This is a genomic window from Paraburkholderia sp. BGA-UO-ETr-F21 (assembly GCF_059567925.1).
On record NZ_JCAQOY010000037.1, the window covers coordinates 758,272 to 773,720 of the forward strand.

General features: G+C 62.0%; 16 protein-coding genes. 7 read left to right on the forward strand and 9 right to left on the reverse strand.

The genetic code is table 11. From position 1 onward, the window contains the following. Positions 1 to 58: 58 nt before the first annotated feature. Both AC57B1_RS27065 and AC57B1_RS27070 read right to left on the reverse strand, forming a co-directional pair. Complete coding sequence (locus tag AC57B1_RS27065) at positions 59 to 649, reverse strand: BPSL1445 family SYLF domain-containing lipoprotein (protein ID WP_091807092.1); 591 nt, start codon at positions 647 to 649, stop codon at positions 59 to 61. 211 nt (positions 650 to 860) lie between these two features. Further along, positions 861 to 2,249 (reverse strand): FAD-binding oxidoreductase, encoded by a 1,389-nt coding sequence (locus AC57B1_RS27070; protein ID WP_496419196.1) that lies wholly within the window; start codon positions 2,247 to 2,249, stop codon positions 861 to 863. A 196-nt stretch (positions 2,250 to 2,445) separates the two neighbouring features. Between AC57B1_RS27070 and AC57B1_RS27075 the strand changes: the two genes are divergently transcribed. Continuing rightward, complete coding sequence (locus tag AC57B1_RS27075; RefSeq protein WP_408342412.1) at positions 2,446 to 2,628, forward strand: hypothetical protein; 183 nt, start codon at positions 2,446 to 2,448, stop codon at positions 2,626 to 2,628. Between the two features lie 889 nt (positions 2,629 to 3,517). On the opposite strand, the gene AC57B1_RS27080 is transcribed toward AC57B1_RS27075, so the two are convergent. From AC57B1_RS27080 to AC57B1_RS27095, 4 genes are all read right to left on the reverse strand, one after another. After that, entirely contained in the window at positions 3,518 to 4,738 is a 1,221-nt protein-coding gene (locus tag AC57B1_RS27080) for a hypothetical protein (protein WP_496419197.1), read from the reverse strand. Between the two features lie 57 nt (positions 4,739 to 4,795). Further along, complete coding sequence (locus AC57B1_RS27085; protein WP_496419198.1) at positions 4,796 to 5,035, reverse strand: hypothetical protein; 240 nt, start codon at positions 5,033 to 5,035, stop codon at positions 4,796 to 4,798. Positions 5,036 to 5,263: 228 nt separating this feature from the next. Then, positions 5,264 to 5,926, reverse strand: coding sequence for a ligase-associated DNA damage response endonuclease PdeM (gene pdeM, locus AC57B1_RS27090; protein WP_496419199.1), 663 nt, complete (start codon positions 5,924 to 5,926; stop codon positions 5,264 to 5,266). Then, positions 5,923 to 8,565 carry a ligase-associated DNA damage response DEXH box helicase gene (locus AC57B1_RS27095; protein WP_496419200.1) on the reverse strand — a complete coding sequence of 881 codons (2,643 nt, stop codon included), beginning with the start codon at positions 8,563 to 8,565 and terminating at the stop codon, positions 5,923 to 5,925. The genes pdeM and AC57B1_RS27095 overlap by 4 nt, the downstream gene beginning before the upstream one ends. A 278-nt stretch (positions 8,566 to 8,843) precedes the next feature. On the opposite strand from AC57B1_RS27095, the gene AC57B1_RS27100 reads away from it, so the two are divergent. Beyond that, positions 8,844 to 9,245 (forward strand): FKBP-type peptidyl-prolyl cis-trans isomerase, encoded by a 402-nt coding sequence (locus tag AC57B1_RS27100; RefSeq protein ID WP_496419201.1) that lies wholly within the window; start codon positions 8,844 to 8,846, stop codon positions 9,243 to 9,245. Between the two features lie 112 nt (positions 9,246 to 9,357). Further along, positions 9,358 to 9,819 carry a DUF488 domain-containing protein gene (locus tag AC57B1_RS27105; protein ID WP_496419202.1) on the forward strand — a complete coding sequence of 154 codons (462 nt, stop codon included), beginning with the start codon at positions 9,358 to 9,360 and terminating at the stop codon, positions 9,817 to 9,819. A gap of 48 nt (positions 9,820 to 9,867) precedes the next feature. Here the strand turns inward: AC57B1_RS27105 and AC57B1_RS27110 are convergent, their stop codons facing one another. Then, positions 9,868 to 10,098 (reverse strand): hypothetical protein, encoded by a 231-nt coding sequence (locus tag AC57B1_RS27110; RefSeq protein WP_091807109.1) that lies wholly within the window; start codon positions 10,096 to 10,098, stop codon positions 9,868 to 9,870. Positions 10,099 to 10,440: 342 nt separating this feature from the next. Here AC57B1_RS27110 and AC57B1_RS27115 point away from each other — a divergent pair, with 342 nt between their 5' ends. Beyond that, positions 10,441 to 11,514 carry a DUF6765 family protein gene (locus AC57B1_RS27115; RefSeq protein ID WP_408342424.1) on the forward strand — a complete coding sequence of 358 codons (1,074 nt, stop codon included), beginning with the start codon at positions 10,441 to 10,443 and terminating at the stop codon, positions 11,512 to 11,514. A gap of 30 nt (positions 11,515 to 11,544) precedes the next feature. Here AC57B1_RS27115 and AC57B1_RS27120 read toward each other — a convergent pair whose 3' ends face one another. After that, the gene (locus tag AC57B1_RS27120) at positions 11,545 to 11,781 is read right to left on the reverse strand and encodes a hypothetical protein (RefSeq protein ID WP_408342426.1); all 237 of its coding nucleotides are present in this window, start codon (positions 11,779 to 11,781) and stop codon (positions 11,545 to 11,547) included. A 55-nt stretch (positions 11,782 to 11,836) separates the two neighbouring features. After that, a complete protein-coding gene (locus AC57B1_RS27125; protein WP_091807115.1) occupies positions 11,837 to 12,127 on the reverse strand; it encodes a hypothetical protein in 291 nt (96 codons plus the stop codon). A gap of 507 nt (positions 12,128 to 12,634) precedes the next feature. On the opposite strand from AC57B1_RS27125, the gene AC57B1_RS27130 reads away from it, so the two are divergent. From AC57B1_RS27130 to cls, 3 genes are all read left to right on the forward strand, one after another. Further along, the gene (locus AC57B1_RS27130; protein ID WP_496419203.1) at positions 12,635 to 13,513 is read left to right on the forward strand and encodes an H-NS family nucleoid-associated regulatory protein; all 879 of its coding nucleotides are present in this window, start codon (positions 12,635 to 12,637) and stop codon (positions 13,511 to 13,513) included. 22 nt (positions 13,514 to 13,535) lie between these two features. After that, positions 13,536 to 14,033 (forward strand): hypothetical protein, encoded by a 498-nt coding sequence (locus AC57B1_RS27135; protein WP_408342428.1) that lies wholly within the window; start codon positions 13,536 to 13,538, stop codon positions 14,031 to 14,033. A 146-nt stretch (positions 14,034 to 14,179) separates the two neighbouring features. Continuing rightward, positions 14,180 to 15,442 carry a cardiolipin synthase gene (cls, locus tag AC57B1_RS27140; RefSeq protein WP_408342430.1) on the forward strand — a complete coding sequence of 421 codons (1,263 nt, stop codon included), beginning with the start codon at positions 14,180 to 14,182 and terminating at the stop codon, positions 15,440 to 15,442. Positions 15,443 to 15,449 lie beyond the last annotated feature (7 nt).

Consider the following 15,449-nt stretch of genomic DNA (forward strand, 5'->3'; position numbering starts at 1 on the left):
CCCGAAGAAAAACGCCACGCAGCCGGCGAGACGGCTGCGTGGCGATTGGGCCGCGCGCTTAAATCATCAGGCGCGAGACTTTGGTGCCTTCGAGCGATACGCCGGCCATCAGGCCGCCGTTCGTCAGGACAAAGGCTTCGACCGGGCTGGTGGCGGTCGACGTGTCGACCGCGCCGTTCGCGCCAACCTTCAGCACGGCAACCGTTGCGTCCGCGCCGGCGGCCCAGCCCTGGCTGCCGAGGAATTTGTCGAGCGCCTCTTGCGTCATGAACAGGAACACGAGCGCCTTGGACTGCGCGCCGATCTGCAAACCGAACGAGCCCGCAGCGGTGCTGTAATAGCCGGCCGTGCGGCCTGCCACGCGCAGCGCGCCTTCGCCGTATTGGCCGCCAACCCAGAAGCCTGCCGAGATCACGGACGGGAACACCAGCACACCGCGCGCTTTCGCCACCAGTTCGCGCGAACCGGTAACGTTCGCGTACAGACGCGAAAGCGTCGAATCGATCCCCGCGTTGATGGTGTCGCGCTTGCCGGCGTTGGCGGCAGGCGATGCGCTCGAGGACGGCGACGTCGTCGTGCAGCCGGCGAGGCCAAGGCCCGCCGAGGCAAGAGCGGCGCTGGTCGTCATGATGAATTGTCGTCTGCGCATGATTGTTTTCCTTATGCGTTATTTACGTTATGAAGGCTGCGTTCTCGTTTCCAGTCGAGTGGTCGTATCGTGACGCAGGGCGTGCCGTGCGTCGGTTGCTAACCAGCATTTAGCGTGCCTGCCCCCGTGTTTTAGCAGGCGCGGCGTGCCGGACCCGCACGCACGGGGAAACGGCACGCGATTCGCGCGCCGTTTCCCCGTGCTGCTATGACTACGCCGATGGCCGGATGTTCTGATTGCAGCGGAACAGGTTGCGCGGATCGTAGCGGTTTTTTACAGTCACCAGCCGTTCGTAGTTCGCTCCGTAGGCTTCGGCGACGCGGCCGCCTTCTTCCTGCGTCATGAAATTGACGTAGACGCTGCCCAGCGCAAATGGCGCTGCCGCGTCGAAGAATGCGCGAGCCCAGGCGATGCAGCGGTCGTCGTCGCTCGCATCGTCCCAGCGGCCGTGCACGTTCATCGCGTACAGCGTGTCGCGGCTCGAATAGGCGGTGCCTTCGACAGGCACGCGCTGGGTCTGCGCGCCGATCTGTCCGAAGAAAATCTCGCACTGCGGCGACGGCAGGTTGTCGATCGCGCCGAGCAGCGCGTCGATGAGCCCGTCCTGAATCTCGCCGAGGTTGTGCGATTTCCAGTAGTTGCGCGCGCCCGGCGTGAGCAGCGGGTCGAACGCCTGTTGCCACGCGACATACGGCATCGGGCCGAGATGTTCGCCGAGCGGCGTTCCGAATGCGCGGACCGATTCCACCGCGGATGGCCCGTTTTCGACGGGGCCGTTGTAGCACATCGCGAACACGATCACCGGCTTGCCGTGTACTTCGGGCGGTAGAAACGGCAGCGGCGGCGCGAGTCGCAGCACGGCCCACACGCTCAGTTCCTCCGGCATGGCGGCGTTCGCCGCGCGGTACTTGAGCAGGGCGTCCCGCGCCTGAGCGAGCGGCAGGACGACAAGGCCGCCATAGACCAGCGGTCCAACCGGATGCAGCGCGAACTCGAACCGCGTGATGACGCCGAAATTGCCGCCGCCGCCGCGAATGGCCCAGAACAGATCTTCATGCGAAGCGGCGCTCGCAGTGAGGAATTCGCCCTCCGCGGTCACGACGTCGGCCGAAACCAGATTGTCCACCGTCATGCCATATCTGCGGCTCAGCCAGCCGAAACCGCCGCCGAGCGTCAGGCCCGCGACGCCGGTGGTCGAGTTGATTCCGAGCGGAGTGGCGAGCCCGAACGCCTGCGCTTCATGGTCGAAATCGTGCAGCGTCGCGCCCGGTTCGACATACGCGCGCCGTGCCGCGGGATCGATGCGCACCGATTTCATCTGCGTCAGGTCGAGCACTACACCGTCGTCGCACAATGCGCTGCCGCCAATGTTGTGGCCGCCGCCGCGAATCGCGAGCGGCAGACCGTTGTCGCGCGCGAAGGCCACGCCCTGGCGAACGTCGGCTACGCCTGCGCAACGCAAGATGATCGCCGGATGCCGGTCGATCATCGCATTCCAGATGCTGCGCGCCTGATCGAAGTTCGGGTCGCCGGGCAGCAGCACCTGGCCCCGGATGGCGGTTTTCAATTCGTCGACGGCGCTGCTGGACACATTAACCATGGCTCATCTCCTGAGATAGTGGAAGACGCTCGCAGAACACTATTCAGCTGCCGATAGCAAATCGGAAGTGTCCTGAAAGGTTGTTTTGCGTCCAGTAAACGAGCCTGCCCCCTGAAGTCAAACAAAGGTAAACCCGCGTTTCTTACCGATTGTCCGCGAGGGCTCGCGCGACAGGCATCCGCGGGAGCCGCCGGCGATGATGCTCGGTTCAGTGCTGTGGATGGTGGAAATGCTTCGGAAAAAGATGCTGCCGGGAAGTGTTGGTTATGTGGTGGCGTGGTGGTTGCGCAGCGACACTTTCTGGATTGGCACTCATCGCGATGAGCTGGCATTTCGTTCTCTTGGTGGTTTGCGACGAGGGGCACGGTTTTTAATCTGATGTTTTTAGTGCCTCGCTGAATCGCCAGGGAGCCGTGCCGCCGATTAAAAAACACGAGGTGTGTTGTCTGTGTGATTGCCCTCACACCCACCTCGACAGTCGCTCTTTTATGTTCGGGGAAGTTCGGGGGCTCACATAGCATTTCTTCTTGGCGTTCTGAGGCAACGATCGTGTCGGTTTAATGCGTCCTGTGAGTATGCCAGCGCTGGTGAGAATAATAGTTGGGAGTGCGTATCGGATGACATGATTTCCCGGGCCTTAATAAAAAGCGGTAATTGACGATCTTTGACAATCCGGCCGCGCAATTAATCGCAAATGCGCCGTGGATGTCGCATTGCGTGGTCTAGCGCACGGTGACTGAGCAGTGCTCCGCATAACTTCAACGTCCATCAGACCCAGCTGTGTCATTTGAAAAATCAGTGCGTGCACAGCCAATCGTTTTTCTCGAAACACGTTGAATCGGACCGGGGTTTTCCGCGAGAGAAATGCCTGACGTCATGCGGTTTCAGCGTGACGCGAGGTAATGGCGAGTGGGTTTTGAAGTTTCATTTTTAACAGTGAACAGAGATTCACTCGTTATCCAGGCCGGTCTTTCAAGGGATATAGTTAGGAGAATGAAATGAAAAAGCGAAACGGGGACGTGCTGGCGTTGGGGACGCGCCGGGCTGTATTTGCAGTTGCTGTGAGTTTGTATGCGGCGATGGCGGGTGCGCAGACGAATCAGGCGGTGACTGCGGCACCGTCGGCCGGTCCGGGGAAGATCATGATTGCGCAAGCGTTGCCGATTGATTGTTCGTCGTTCGACACACTTGGCTGCAAGGAGGAAAGCGCTGACCTCGTAACCTCTGGCGGAATTGGAATCGCCGCAGCTGCGGAAGGGTTCGGATCGCTATCGGCTGCGGGCTTGCAAGGCGGCGGAAATGGGAACTCGTCGGGAGGGGCTGCGGCTGCGGGCAATGGCGGCGGAAATGGTGGCAATGCGGCGAGCGGCGGGAATGGCGGGACTAACTCCGGCGCGGCGGGGCTTGGTGCTGGGAGTACGGGTAGCGACAGCGGTGGGAAGGGCGGCGCGGGATCGGGAGGCGGGACTAATAGTGGTGGGACGGGTAGCGGCGGAACCGGGAGTGGTGGGACTGGTAGCGGTGGAACTGGCGGTGGTGGGACCGGTAGCGGCGGAACTGGCAGTGGTGGGACCGGTGGCGGCGGAACTGGCAGTGGTGGGACGGGAAGCGGCGGAACTGGCAGTGGTGGGACGGGAAGCGGCGGAACTGGCAGTGGTGGGACGGGAAGCGGCGGAACTGGCAGTGGTGGGACCGGTAGTGGCGGAACTGGCAGTGGTGGAACTGGTGGCGGCGGAGCCGGTAGCGGTGGAACGGGAAGCGGCGGAACCGGCACAGGCGGTGACGGCGGGAATGGTGGCGGCACCGGTGGCCATGGTGACGGTGGTCATGGCGATGGCGGCCATGGTGACGGTGGTCATGGCGATGGTGGCCATGGTGACGGTGGTCACGGCGATGGCGGTCATGGCGATGGCGGCCATGGTGATGGTGGCCATGGTGATGGTGGCCATGGTGACGGTGGCCATGGCGATGGCGGCCATGGAGTCGGCGGCCACGGCGATGGTGGCAACGGCGGAAACGGCGCCGGCGCGGGCGGTTCCGGCAACGGTGGCCATGGAGACGGCGGCCACGGCGATGGTGGCAAAGGCGGAAACGGCCCCGGCGCAGGCGGTTCCGGCAACGGTGGTCACGGAGACGGCGGCCACGGTGATGGTGGCAAAGGCGGAAACGGTCCTGGCGCAGGCGGCTCCGGCAACGGTGGCCACGGAGATGGCGGCCATGGAGACGGCGGCCACGGCGGAAGCGGCCCTGGCGCAGGCGGCTCCGGCAACGGTGGCCACGGAGATGGCGGCCATGGAGACGGCGGCCACGGCGGAAGCGGCCCTGGCGCAGGCGGCTCCGGCAACGGTGGTCACGGCGACGGCGGCCACGGCGGAAGCGGCCCCGGCGCAGGCGGCTCCGGCAACGGTGGTCACGGAGACGGCGGCCACGGAGACGGGGGCAAAGGCGGCAGCGGCCCTGGCGCAGGCGGCTCCGGCAACGGTGGTCACGGAGACGGCGGCCACGGCGACGGTGGCAAAGGCGGCAGCGGCCCGGGCGCGGGTGGTTCAGGCAACGGTGGTCACGGAGACGGCGGCCACGGCGACGGTGGCAAAGGCGGAAGCGGCCCTGGCGCAGGCGGCTCCGGCAACGGCAGTCACGGAGACGGCGGCCATGGCGATGGTGGCAAAGGCGGAAGCGGCCCTGGCGCAGGCGGCTCCGGCAACGGCGGTCACGGAGACGGCGGCCACGGCGACGGTGGCAAAGGCGGAAACGGCCCGGGCTCCGGCAACGGAGGCCAAGGCCACGGCGGCGGCTTCGGCTCAGGCCATGGCGGTGGCTACGGCGGAGGAGGAGGCCACGGCGGCGGCAACGGCGGCAGCCACTAACGGCGCTGCATTCGCTCATCGGATGGGGGCCGAGAGTGCGGCCTCCATCCGACACCACGCGGAGCGAGCGAACGGACAACACCCGTCCGCTCGCTCCAACCCGCACCTTCCACGAGCCACCCGCTCAAGAAACCCGAACCCAAAACCTCATCGCACCACTTCGATCAGCCTCTCCTGCACCACCAGAAAAACCTTCTCCCCGGCCACGCGCCCATCTTCACGCGTTCCGCCCGTAAAGCTCCCGAACGCAGGCAACACACCACACTCCACCCCGAACCGGAAACACGGAACCCGCACTGAATCGCGGCGAGTCGCAATCCTGTACACCGGATGCACATGCCCTGCGAGCGCATACGCACCTTCGACTGTCTGCGGGTGATGACACAACGCCCACGGCCCGATTCGCCAAGGCTCCTGAACATACTCGACGCCGAGCGTCGCCGGCAGCGCACCGGCGTGCCGGTCGTGATTCCCCTCGACCAGCACCACCCTCAGCCCGGCATGCCGCGCGCGCCAGCCGTGCAATGCTTCGAGCGTTTCGCTGGCATGCGCCTCGCGCGCATGCAGCAGATCGCCGAGAAACACCAGCGTGACCGGCTCGAACTCGGCAATCAGAATATCCAGGCGCATCAGATTGTCGGCGGTCGAACCGATCGGCACAGGAATGCCGCGAGCGCGAAACACGGCGTCCTTGCCGAAATGCGCATCGGCGACGAAGAGACACCGCAGCGCCGGATCAAAAGCCGCGCGCAAGCTCGACAGCACGAGAGAATGCCCGGCGATTTCCACCGCCATTGAAGCCGGCTTCATGTGCGGGCCGCCTTCTCGAGTTCGGCCAGCATCCGCTCTACGCGGTCCGCGAGCTTCTCCGTGCTGACCTTTTCCCGCAAGCGTCCGACAATCAACGGAAACGCAAACGGCGTCGGCTTTTTCGGGCGCGTGATGACCACGCGGCTCGCGTTCATGCGTTCGAGCGCAGTGCGAATGCGCCGGGCGTCGAGTTCCTGCAGGAGCACTTCGTCGTCGGCCTGGTTGAGCAGCAGATTGCCGCGATCGTGACTGCGAAATATTTCATAGAAGAGTCCACTCGATGCCTGCAACTGCCGCGCGCTTTTCTGCTGCCCGGGGTGGCCCTGAAACACGAGTCCCGACACGCGCGCAATCTCGCGAAAGCGGCGCATGGAGAGTTCCGACGAATTGAGACTCGCAAGAATGTCGTGATCCAGATCATCAGGCGAGAGCAGACCGCTTTCGAGTTTCTCCGCCCAATCGAATGGTTGCGCGGACAACAGCTCGAAGCCATAGTCGTTCATCGAAATAGAAAACGTACCCGGATTTTCACGGGCAATGCGCCATGCGAGCAATGCGCCCAATCCGATGTGCGCCGTTCGCCCCGCAAACGGATAGCAAAAGAAATGATGTCCTTCGCGCGATTTCACCAACTCCACCACCAGTACACCCGGCTCGGGTAACGCCGACCACTTTTGCTGCAATTCGAGCAGCGGCCGCACGGCGCGCATTTCGGGTTCGTCGTAGATGCCGTCGGCGGCGCGCGCGAGCATCGTGAGCGTGGCGTCGGCGAGTTCGGAGGAAAGCGGCATGCGGCTGCCCGCCCATTGCGGCATGGCTCCGCGCGATGACGTGGCGCGCCGCACCCACGCGGTCATATCCTGTACGCGAATCAATTCGAGTGCGCGTCCGCCAAAGGTAAAAATATCGCCGGGCTTAAGCCGTGAAATAAACGATTCCTCGATCGCGCCGATCCGACCGCCCGAGAGATAGGCGACATTCAAGGTGCCATTCGCGACGATCGTGCCGATGTTGTTGCGATGCCTTCGCACCAGATCCTCGCGCGGCACGCGGTACAGGCCATCGTGTTCGCGCACCACGCGATGGTAGTCGGGATAGGCGCGCAACGCCGTGCCACCGCCTTCCACGAAGCCGAGAGCCCAGTCGAACTCAGCTTGCGTCAATTGCCGGTAGGCGTAGGTGCTGCGAATTTCGCCGTACAGTTCGCATGCGTCGAATCCACCGCCGATCGCTACGGTGACGAGGTGCTGCACGAGTACGTCGAACGGTTTCTCCGGCGTCTCGCGACCTTCTATCTGACGCTTCTCGACCGCCTCGCGCGCGGCGGCGGCTTCGACCAGTTCGAGCGCATGCGTCGGCACGATCGTCACCCGGGAAGGACGGCCCGGCGCGTGACCCGACCGGCCCGCACGCTGCATCAAACGCGCGACACCCTTGGGCGAGCCAATCTGGAACACGCGCTCCACCGGCAGAAAATCGACGCCCAGATCGAGGCTCGATGTACATACAACCACTTTTAACTGACCGCTTTTGAGGCCATGTTCGACCCATTCACGCACTTCCTGATCGAGCGAGCCGTGATGCAGCGCGATCAGGCCCGCCCACTCCGGCCGTGCTTCGAGCAGCGCCTGATACCACACCTCGCATTGCGAGCGTGTGTTGGTGAACACGAGCGAGGTCCGGGCTTCGCCGATCGCCTCGGCGACGGCGCCGACCTGGCGCATGCCCACGTGGCCGCCCCACGGAAAGCGCTCGATGGTCTCGGGAATGACCGTATCGACGATCAGCGCTTTAGGCAGTGCGCCATGCACACTCGCGCGGGGTGTCTTCACGGGCGCGAGCAAGACATCGGCGGCGAAGGGCAGATTGCCGAGCGTCGCCGACAAGCCCCATACCTGCAATTCAGGCCGCCAATGGGCGAGACGCGCAAGCGCTAGTTGCGTCTGCGTGCCGCGCTTGTTGCCGAGCAACTCATGCCATTCGTCGACGATTACCAGCCGCACGTGCGCCAGCACGTCGCGTGCATCGGGGCGCGTGAGGATGAGCGAAAGGCTTTCCGGCGTTGTGACCAGTGCGGACGGCATGCGCCGATTCTGTCGCGCGCGTTCGGCAGACGACGTATCGCCGGTGCGCAGCCCGACGCTCCACGGCACGGCCAGTTCCGCCGCCGAACTTTGCAAGGCGCGTGCGGTGTCCGCGGCGAGCGCGCGCATTGGCGTAATCCATAACACGGTGAGCGGTTCTGGCTGCGTGCGGGGCGCGCGGCTGCGAGTGCCTGGGGACGCGGCGAAGGCGGCCAGCGCGCCGAACCAGACAGCCCAGGTCTTACCTGCACCGGTGGTGGCGTGCAGCAAACCGCTCGCACCGCGGCCGATTTCCTGCCAGACCTCGCGTTGAAACTCGAATGGCTGCCAGCGGCGCGCCTCGAACCAGGCGGTGAGTTTGTCGGCGAAGGGACGGCGCGCGGCGGTTTCGTCGATGGCAAAAGGTAACGGCTCGAACACCGGCTCGCGCGCGTCGAGCCGCGCCTGCTGTTCGCGGCTGCGCGGAATCCGGCGCGGCCGGGGAGCGCGGCGCCGCTCAGGTGGAGCGGAAGGGGGCGGGATCGCGCTTTCGTCGGAATCAGCCGGCTCGGTCATCGGAAGCGCTCTTTAGCATTGAATCGCGTGTTGGCAAACGGCTCGAATGGGATTTAGTGTGTGGACCGCCGAACCGGGCTGGTGGTTCACAACAGAATCTTCTCAGTTACGCGCCGTTCTGCCCTTGTGCAAATGGCGAGGCTTTGGCTGATCGCCGCTGCGGCGCTACGCGACTAATCGACGAAGACGCCTTTCGCCGATCAGCCGCGCGGTGGTCGTGCTGGTGCGGCAGATGCGATCCGTTACAATGAGGCGCACTACCCATCTGGAGACTCGCTTTGAAATCTATCGTTGCATTGGTCGCAGCAGCTCTTCTGACTTCAACGGCGATGGCCGCCGCGCCCACCACCGAGAAATTGCCTTCTGGCGTCGTGGTTGAACATCTGACCCAGGGCACCGGCGCCCAGCCTGCCGCCGAAGATGTCGTCAAGGTCAACTACCGCGGCACGCTGGCCAACGGTACCGAGTTCGATAGCTCGGCGAAACACGGCGGTCCTGCCACGTTCCCGCTGAACCGTGTAATTCCGTGCTGGACGCAGGGCGTGCAGAAAATGAAAGTGGGCGAAAAGGCCAAACTGACCTGCCCGGCAGCGACCGCATACGGCGATCGTGGCGTTGGGGTGATTCCGCCGAACAGCGACCTGACGTTCGAGGTCGAACTGGTCGGTATCGTCAAATAAGCACATGACGTGAACCGAGACTGAGCCCCGCTCCGGATACCGTAGCGGGGTTTTTTCTTGCCCGGGGCACTGCGTTTGCCCACTGCGTATGCCCACTGCCAGGTGCCCTGTGATGAAACGCGAAAACAATGCGGTGCCCGTGTCCACGATCGGTTTCACCGGCAAAACCGCGCAGGAATTTTTCGATTTGCTGAAAAACGCAGACGTGCGCACGGTGCTCGACATCCGCCTGAGCAATACGTCGCAACTGGCCGGCTTCGCAAAGAAACAGGACCTGCCTTTCTTTCTCGACAGATTGTGCGGCGCCGCTTACCGGGAAATGCCAGAACTGGCTCCCGAGCCCGACTTGTTCAAGCGCTACAAGGCCAAAGAGCTGACGTGGGACGATTTCGCCGCCGCTTACGTGGACCTGATTGCAAAGCGCCGGGTGGAAAACAATCTGGATGTCGATCTATTCCGCTCGGCTTGCCTGCTTTGCAGTGAACATTTACCCCACCACTGTCACAGGCGACTGGCGCTCGAGTACTTGAATTCGCGGTGGAATAGCCGCCTGAAAGTCACCCACCTGTCATAAGCGTCGAGCCGACGGCCGCACCTGTGCGCGGCAGGAGACGCCCGGCTTTCACTCGGACGGCGCGAAAAGCATCGAGATATATACGATCGTGGACACGACGGTAATGCCGACTCCGATGAAAACTTTGGTGCGATTGAATTCCAATCCGCCGTTAATGGCCACGCAGATCCCAACCACGGATGCCAATGTGCCGATAGTGGCCAGTAAGACGTGAATCTTGCTGCGTATCAGCTTGCGGCGCTCCGGACTTGCGCCTTCTTTCCAATTCTCGAGTTTCACAGGACTTGTCCTTTGAGTTAACGTGTAGTGGCCCGAAGCTTTGGACCCGAGCGTGATACGGCCCGGCGTGCCTTTCGCATTACGAATGTTCCCAATGGCACAGAGCATAACCGAGCCGTCAGACCCTGCAAATAACAAATACGAGAAAATGCAGCGCCTGATTGTCACAAGTCTATTTAGTGGCACGGCACTGTCCGGCCATGAAACAGGATTGCGCGAGTTTTTTTAAAGTTTCATTGCGCCCGGTCGTCTACTATCTACTCATGCGCCGCCGCAACGCCCACCTCGCGCGCAGTCAGGAAAGATCCCGTCGTCATTCGCCGCGCGTCAGGAGCGCCAGCCATGAATATCGACTTCCACTACGGTGTGGTCTATATCGCCGCCCGCGTGGCCGGAATGCCGCCCGGCGACGCGCTCACCGTAGCGCATGCCTGCCAATACGTCGACGATGCGACCACAGCGGGCATACTGCGTTTCAAAGGCGGAGAGACATTCGAACGCTTTGCCACCGCGCACAAGTTATTCGACTATGCGACCACGGAGGACGACAAGAACCGCCTGGTGTGGACGCCTTTTCATTTTCTGCCTGCGGCCGAAGGCTCGACCCTTCACGAAAAGGCCGTGTGCCGGCCGGATAGCCCCGTGGCGCGCGAGGTGGTGCGGCGGGCGATTCTGCGGCGGGACACCGAGACCGGATTGCATCGGCTGGGCGTGACACTTCACACTTACGTCGATACATGGGCGCATCAAGGGTTCGCCGGTATCGAAAGTCCGTGGAATCGCGTTCATCTGCTGGAGGCGCAAGACTGCACGCGCAAAGGCTGGTTCGCCCAGCTCAGACTCGCCAGCGAGCATCTGCTCGAGCACCTGGAGGAGGATATTCTGACTGTCGCGCTACCGGTCGGTCATGGCGCCGCGTTGCACTATCCTGACCAGCCGTGGGCGAAATGGCATTACATCGACGGTAGAAACGAGTTTGTCCAGCGGCACAACTTGCCGGAGTTCGTCCAGGCGGCCGAGATGGCGTGCCGCGCGGTGCGCGCCTATTTGAAGGGCCGGCAAGATTTCGAGAACGAGGCCGGGTTGCCGGACAATATCAGGGAAGTGCTCACGAATCTACTCGATACCAATCGCCACGAGGACGACGATGAGCGCTTGCGGCACATTTGCCGGGTCGTGAAGGCCGGCGGTATTCCGGGTTTGAAAGAGTCGATCCCGGAATATGTGGCCAAAGGACCGGGCTCCTGGAAGTACCTGGCCACCGGTTTAATGTTCGACGATGACACCGGAGACAAACCCGTATGGTCGGATGCCTTTGAGAGAAGTGATTACCGCTTATTTCACGACGCGGTCAAGCAGCACCGCTTCGTGACTACCCAGGAAGTTCTGCCGACGCACGGACTGCGGATCGCCTGACCTGAAAGAGAGCCGTGCGTCGGACCCGGGTTATTCCGCTCTGGCTTGCTGACGCTGCGCGGCCTGTTCTTCCGCATGTTTTTTGGCCATGTGCCGACCGACCAGACAGCCGCCGACCGCGCCGGCCACCGCATGGTGGCCGGCATAATGTCCCGCAACCCCGCCTACGAGCGCTCCCTTCATGCAGCCGGCCGCGTTTGCCGTGCCGACCGCTGCCGAAGTGAGTGCCACCGCCACGAGGGCGAATTTGATGTAACCCGCTTTCATCTGAAAAGTACCGTCCTATTAGAGTGGATATAACCTGGCGCTATTCGGCGTCATTTCAATAGCCGTCCCAGTGGCGTTCACGCCACTCGTGTTCGCGCCAATGCTCACGCCGCCATTCGTGTTCCCGCCATTCACGGCGCTCGCGCCACTCGCGTGCGCGCCAGTCGCCATAACCGCCATAGACAACCGGAACCGGAGCCGGATCTCGCGCGACATAGACGGGCTGCGCTGCAACCACGCCGACTGGAATGCCGACCCCGACAGCCACATCCACATGTGCCGAGGCCGCCGACGATGCCGCCAGCACTGCCAGACCCAATACCGCGCCCATGATCTTCTTGTTCATCTGCTTTCTCCTTGCGTATCGAAGTGCGATGCATCCGATTGCCTCAGGTCTTGCCCTTACGAATTACCGAGAGCTTTGCTGCTGAGTACGGTTTGGAGTGTAGAAGGGCGGTCCGGACACAGGTGAAACAGCGCTGCGAGATTGGTAACGCGGGATTACGGACGGCAGGTGAGCAAACGGGCTTGAATGACAAAAAAAGTACTGCCGCTCTTTGAATCTTCAAATGCTTGCCTATAGTAGAAGCGCCCAGTGGCGAGATGCACGGCGGGAAATCAACCAGACAGGACGCTTTTGCCGGCCCGGCCGCGATGCAATCGCAATAGAAGAGAAGGGGGGCGGTATTCGAAAAGTCAGGAAAAGTATGGCGATGGCGTAATGAACCGAAAAAGTTCGTACTCCACCGCATGCCTGATCGACTCAGGCTCGTGTATATATAGCCACGCCGATCTGCCTTTCTCACGTCATTCGTGGCATAGTTCGATCGATTACCACATAAGGAGCAATCAAATGCCCACGTTAGAGCAAATCCAGGCAAAGCTTAAAAAGCTTCAGGCACAAGCTGACGCCCTTATTGCCAGAAAAGCGCAAGTTGCGGTCGACCAGATTCGCGACCTGATGCTCAAGCATGGCCTGACTACCGAGGATATCGAAGCCCGCGCGAAGGCAAGACGTGCTGCCGGAGGTTTGAACGGTCATGCTGGTAGTGGCAAAGCGAAAGGCGCCAGCGCCGGTAAGGCAATCGCCAAGTATCGGGATCATAAAACCGGTGCGACGTGGACGGGCCATGGCCGCGCGCCGGGCTGGATTGCCAGCGTGAAAGACCGCACTCAGTTCCTGATCGAAGGCGCGAGCGAACTGAAGTCGGCGGCAAAGGCGGCTGTCACCCATGCGAAAGGCGGCAAAGGTCAGCCGAAAGGCGCGCAACCGCCCAAGTACATCAATCCGAAAACGGGTGCTACCTGGAGCGGCCGTGGCCCGGCGCCGGCATGGCTCGCCACAGTCAAGGACCGTACGAAGTTCCTGATCGAGAGCGCCTCGGCGGCAGCGGCTGATGTTGGCCACCAGGCTGCAAAGAAAGCGGGCAAAGTGAAGTCGGCGGCGGCTGGCGGCGTAGTGAGCAAGAAAGCCGCAGCCCGAAAGGTGGTGGCAAAGAAAGCGGCAACGGCCAAAAAGACGGTTGCGAAGAAAGCTACTTCGGCAGCCGGGAAAGTAGCGGCCAAGAAAGTAGCGGCCAAGAAAGGCGCGGCAAAGCCGGCCGCAAAGAAGAGCGCCGCGACCAAGGCCGCAAGGAAAGCACCGGTCCGCAAGGTCGCGGCTAAAAGCAAAGCCGTCGCGACGAGTGCCGCTGCGGCACCGCAAGCCTCACCCGCACCAGCCAGCGCATAAGCGCAACGGAGTTGTGAAGTAGATGACCAGTACGCTCGAATCACCCCAGCAGGAAGACCAGGTCGTCCTGCTGGACGGCGTTCCTCATCCGGCGGAAGATGCCGCCGAACCGTTCATTGTCGCCAGTGCCCGCCGGGTTATTCTCTCTTATCCGATTGCGGAATCCGACTTTGAGCGGTTCGGACCATTCGATGCCGACGACGATCCTTTCTGCACGGTGCTATTTCCTGACACGATATTTCACCGTCTCGGCCCGCCCGGCGACGTCGATCTCGAGATTCATCCGCTCGCCCCGCACGGTCTGATCGGTTACTCGGTTCACGAAATCACCAATTCGTCGCTTGTCGCCGAACTTGTCGTCGAGCTTGCTGCGGTTGCATCGACGGGAGCCGCAAAGCGCCATTTCGTCATTACCTTCAATGAGTCCACGTTCGAATGCGTGGCGTCGGACTATACCGTGGTCGGCGTTTATGGCGCAGGCGAAATCGCCAGCCGGGAAGCGTTCTCGCTCGTCAGGTAGTCAGGTCGAGTAGCAAGGCGCGGGCCTGCAACGGGCATGCGCAATGCGTCCTGCGTGTGGCGTAAAGGCCGGGCCGAGGTCCGGGGTTCCGTCAAACCGCAGGACGCGCATCTAACGCGTTCCGCTGATAAGCATCGAGGCCACGCATGCTGGCAATTCCCATTACCGCCTTCGTCACGCTTCTGATCATATTGGTGATTGCCAATTTATCGAGTGGCGAGAAGAAGATCGAGCATAAGATCGAACGTCTCTATGCGAGCGACGATCCACAGTTTCTGCGTTCAATGGGTTTATTGCTCGGGCCGCCGGTGCTCTCGGGCAATCGCTTCGAGATGCTGCTCAACGGCGACCACATCTTTCCTTCGATGCTGGAAGCCATCCGTTCCGCGCGTCGAACCATCACGTTTGAAACCTTCATTTACTGGTCCGGCGAGATCGGCGAGCAGATTGCGCAGGCGCTCGCGGATAAGGCACGCGACGGCGTCGCGGTGCATGTATTGCTCGACTGGGTTGGGTCTTCGAAGATGGACAAGCGCTATCTGAATCTGCTTCGCGATGCCGGCGCGGAGGTGATTCAGTATCACAAGCCCCATTGGACCGGACTTGGCCGCATGAACGATCGCACGCACCGCAAACTGCTGATCATTGACGGGCGTATCGGATTCACGGGTGGGGTGGGTATTGCGTCGGAATGGACCGGCCATGCGCAAGATGAGAAGCATTGGCGCGATACGCATTTTCGCGTAGCGGGTCCGGTGGTCGGCCACATGCAAGCCGTGTTCATGGACAACTGGGTCAAGGCAACCGGCAATGTGCTCCACGGTCCCGCATATTTTCCCGACATCGAGCCAATGGGCGACGGCTTCGCGCATATGTTCAGCAGTTCGCCCTCGGGTGGCAGCGACGATATGCAATTGATGTATCTGATGGCGATCACGGCGGCCACGCACTCCATTCATCTGGCGAGCGCCTATTTCGTGCCCGACAAGCTGACCATCAACGCGATCGTCGAGGCGGCGAAACGCGGCGTGAAAGTGCAGATCATCATGCCCGGAAACCGGATCGATACGCACACGGTGCGTGAAGCGTCGCGTGCATGCTGGGGCGATCTGCTCAAAGCGGGTGTGGAAATGTTCGAGTATCAGCCGACCATGTTTCACTGCAAATTGCTGGTGGTGGACGAATTTTTGGTGTCGGTCGGCTCGACCAATTTCGATAACCGTTCATTCAAGCTCAACGACGAAGCGAATCTGAACATCTATGACCGCGACTTCGCAAAGCAGCAGACGGCCGTTTTTGCCGACGACATCAAGAAGTCGCAGCAGGTCACGCTCGAATCATGGATGCATCGCCCGTTCACTGAAAAGCTGATCGAGAAGTTCGTGCCGCTGCTGGATACGCAGCTCTGACGAATCT

Coding starts and splice junctions, on each gene's coding strand:
- AC57B1_RS27065 (WP_091807092.1), bottom strand. CDS start 649: ATGCGCAGACGACAATTCATCATGACGACCAGCGCCGCTCTTGCCTCG.
- AC57B1_RS27070 (WP_496419196.1), bottom strand. CDS start 2,249: ATGGTTAATGTGTCCAGCAGCGCCGTCGACGAATTGAAAACCGCCATC.
- AC57B1_RS27075 (WP_408342412.1), top strand. CDS start 2,446: ATGATGCTCGGTTCAGTGCTGTGGATGGTGGAAATGCTTCGGAAAAAG.
- pdeM (WP_496419199.1), bottom strand. CDS start 5,926: ATGAAGCCGGCTTCAATGGCGGTGGAAATCGCCGGGCATTCTCTCGTG.
- AC57B1_RS27095 (WP_496419200.1), bottom strand. CDS start 8,565: ATGACCGAGCCGGCTGATTCCGACGAAAGCGCGATCCCGCCCCCTTCC.
- AC57B1_RS27105 (WP_496419202.1), top strand. CDS start 9,358: ATGAAACGCGAAAACAATGCGGTGCCCGTGTCCACGATCGGTTTCACC.
- AC57B1_RS27115 (WP_408342424.1), top strand. CDS start 10,441: ATGAATATCGACTTCCACTACGGTGTGGTCTATATCGCCGCCCGCGTG.
- AC57B1_RS27120 (WP_408342426.1), bottom strand. CDS start 11,781: ATGAAAGCGGGTTACATCAAATTCGCCCTCGTGGCGGTGGCACTCACT.
- AC57B1_RS27125 (WP_091807115.1), bottom strand. CDS start 12,127: ATGAACAAGAAGATCATGGGCGCGGTATTGGGTCTGGCAGTGCTGGCG.
- AC57B1_RS27130 (WP_496419203.1), top strand. CDS start 12,635: ATGCCCACGTTAGAGCAAATCCAGGCAAAGCTTAAAAAGCTTCAGGCA.
- AC57B1_RS27135 (WP_408342428.1), top strand. CDS start 13,536: ATGACCAGTACGCTCGAATCACCCCAGCAGGAAGACCAGGTCGTCCTG.
- cls (WP_408342430.1), top strand. CDS start 14,180: ATGCTGGCAATTCCCATTACCGCCTTCGTCACGCTTCTGATCATATTG.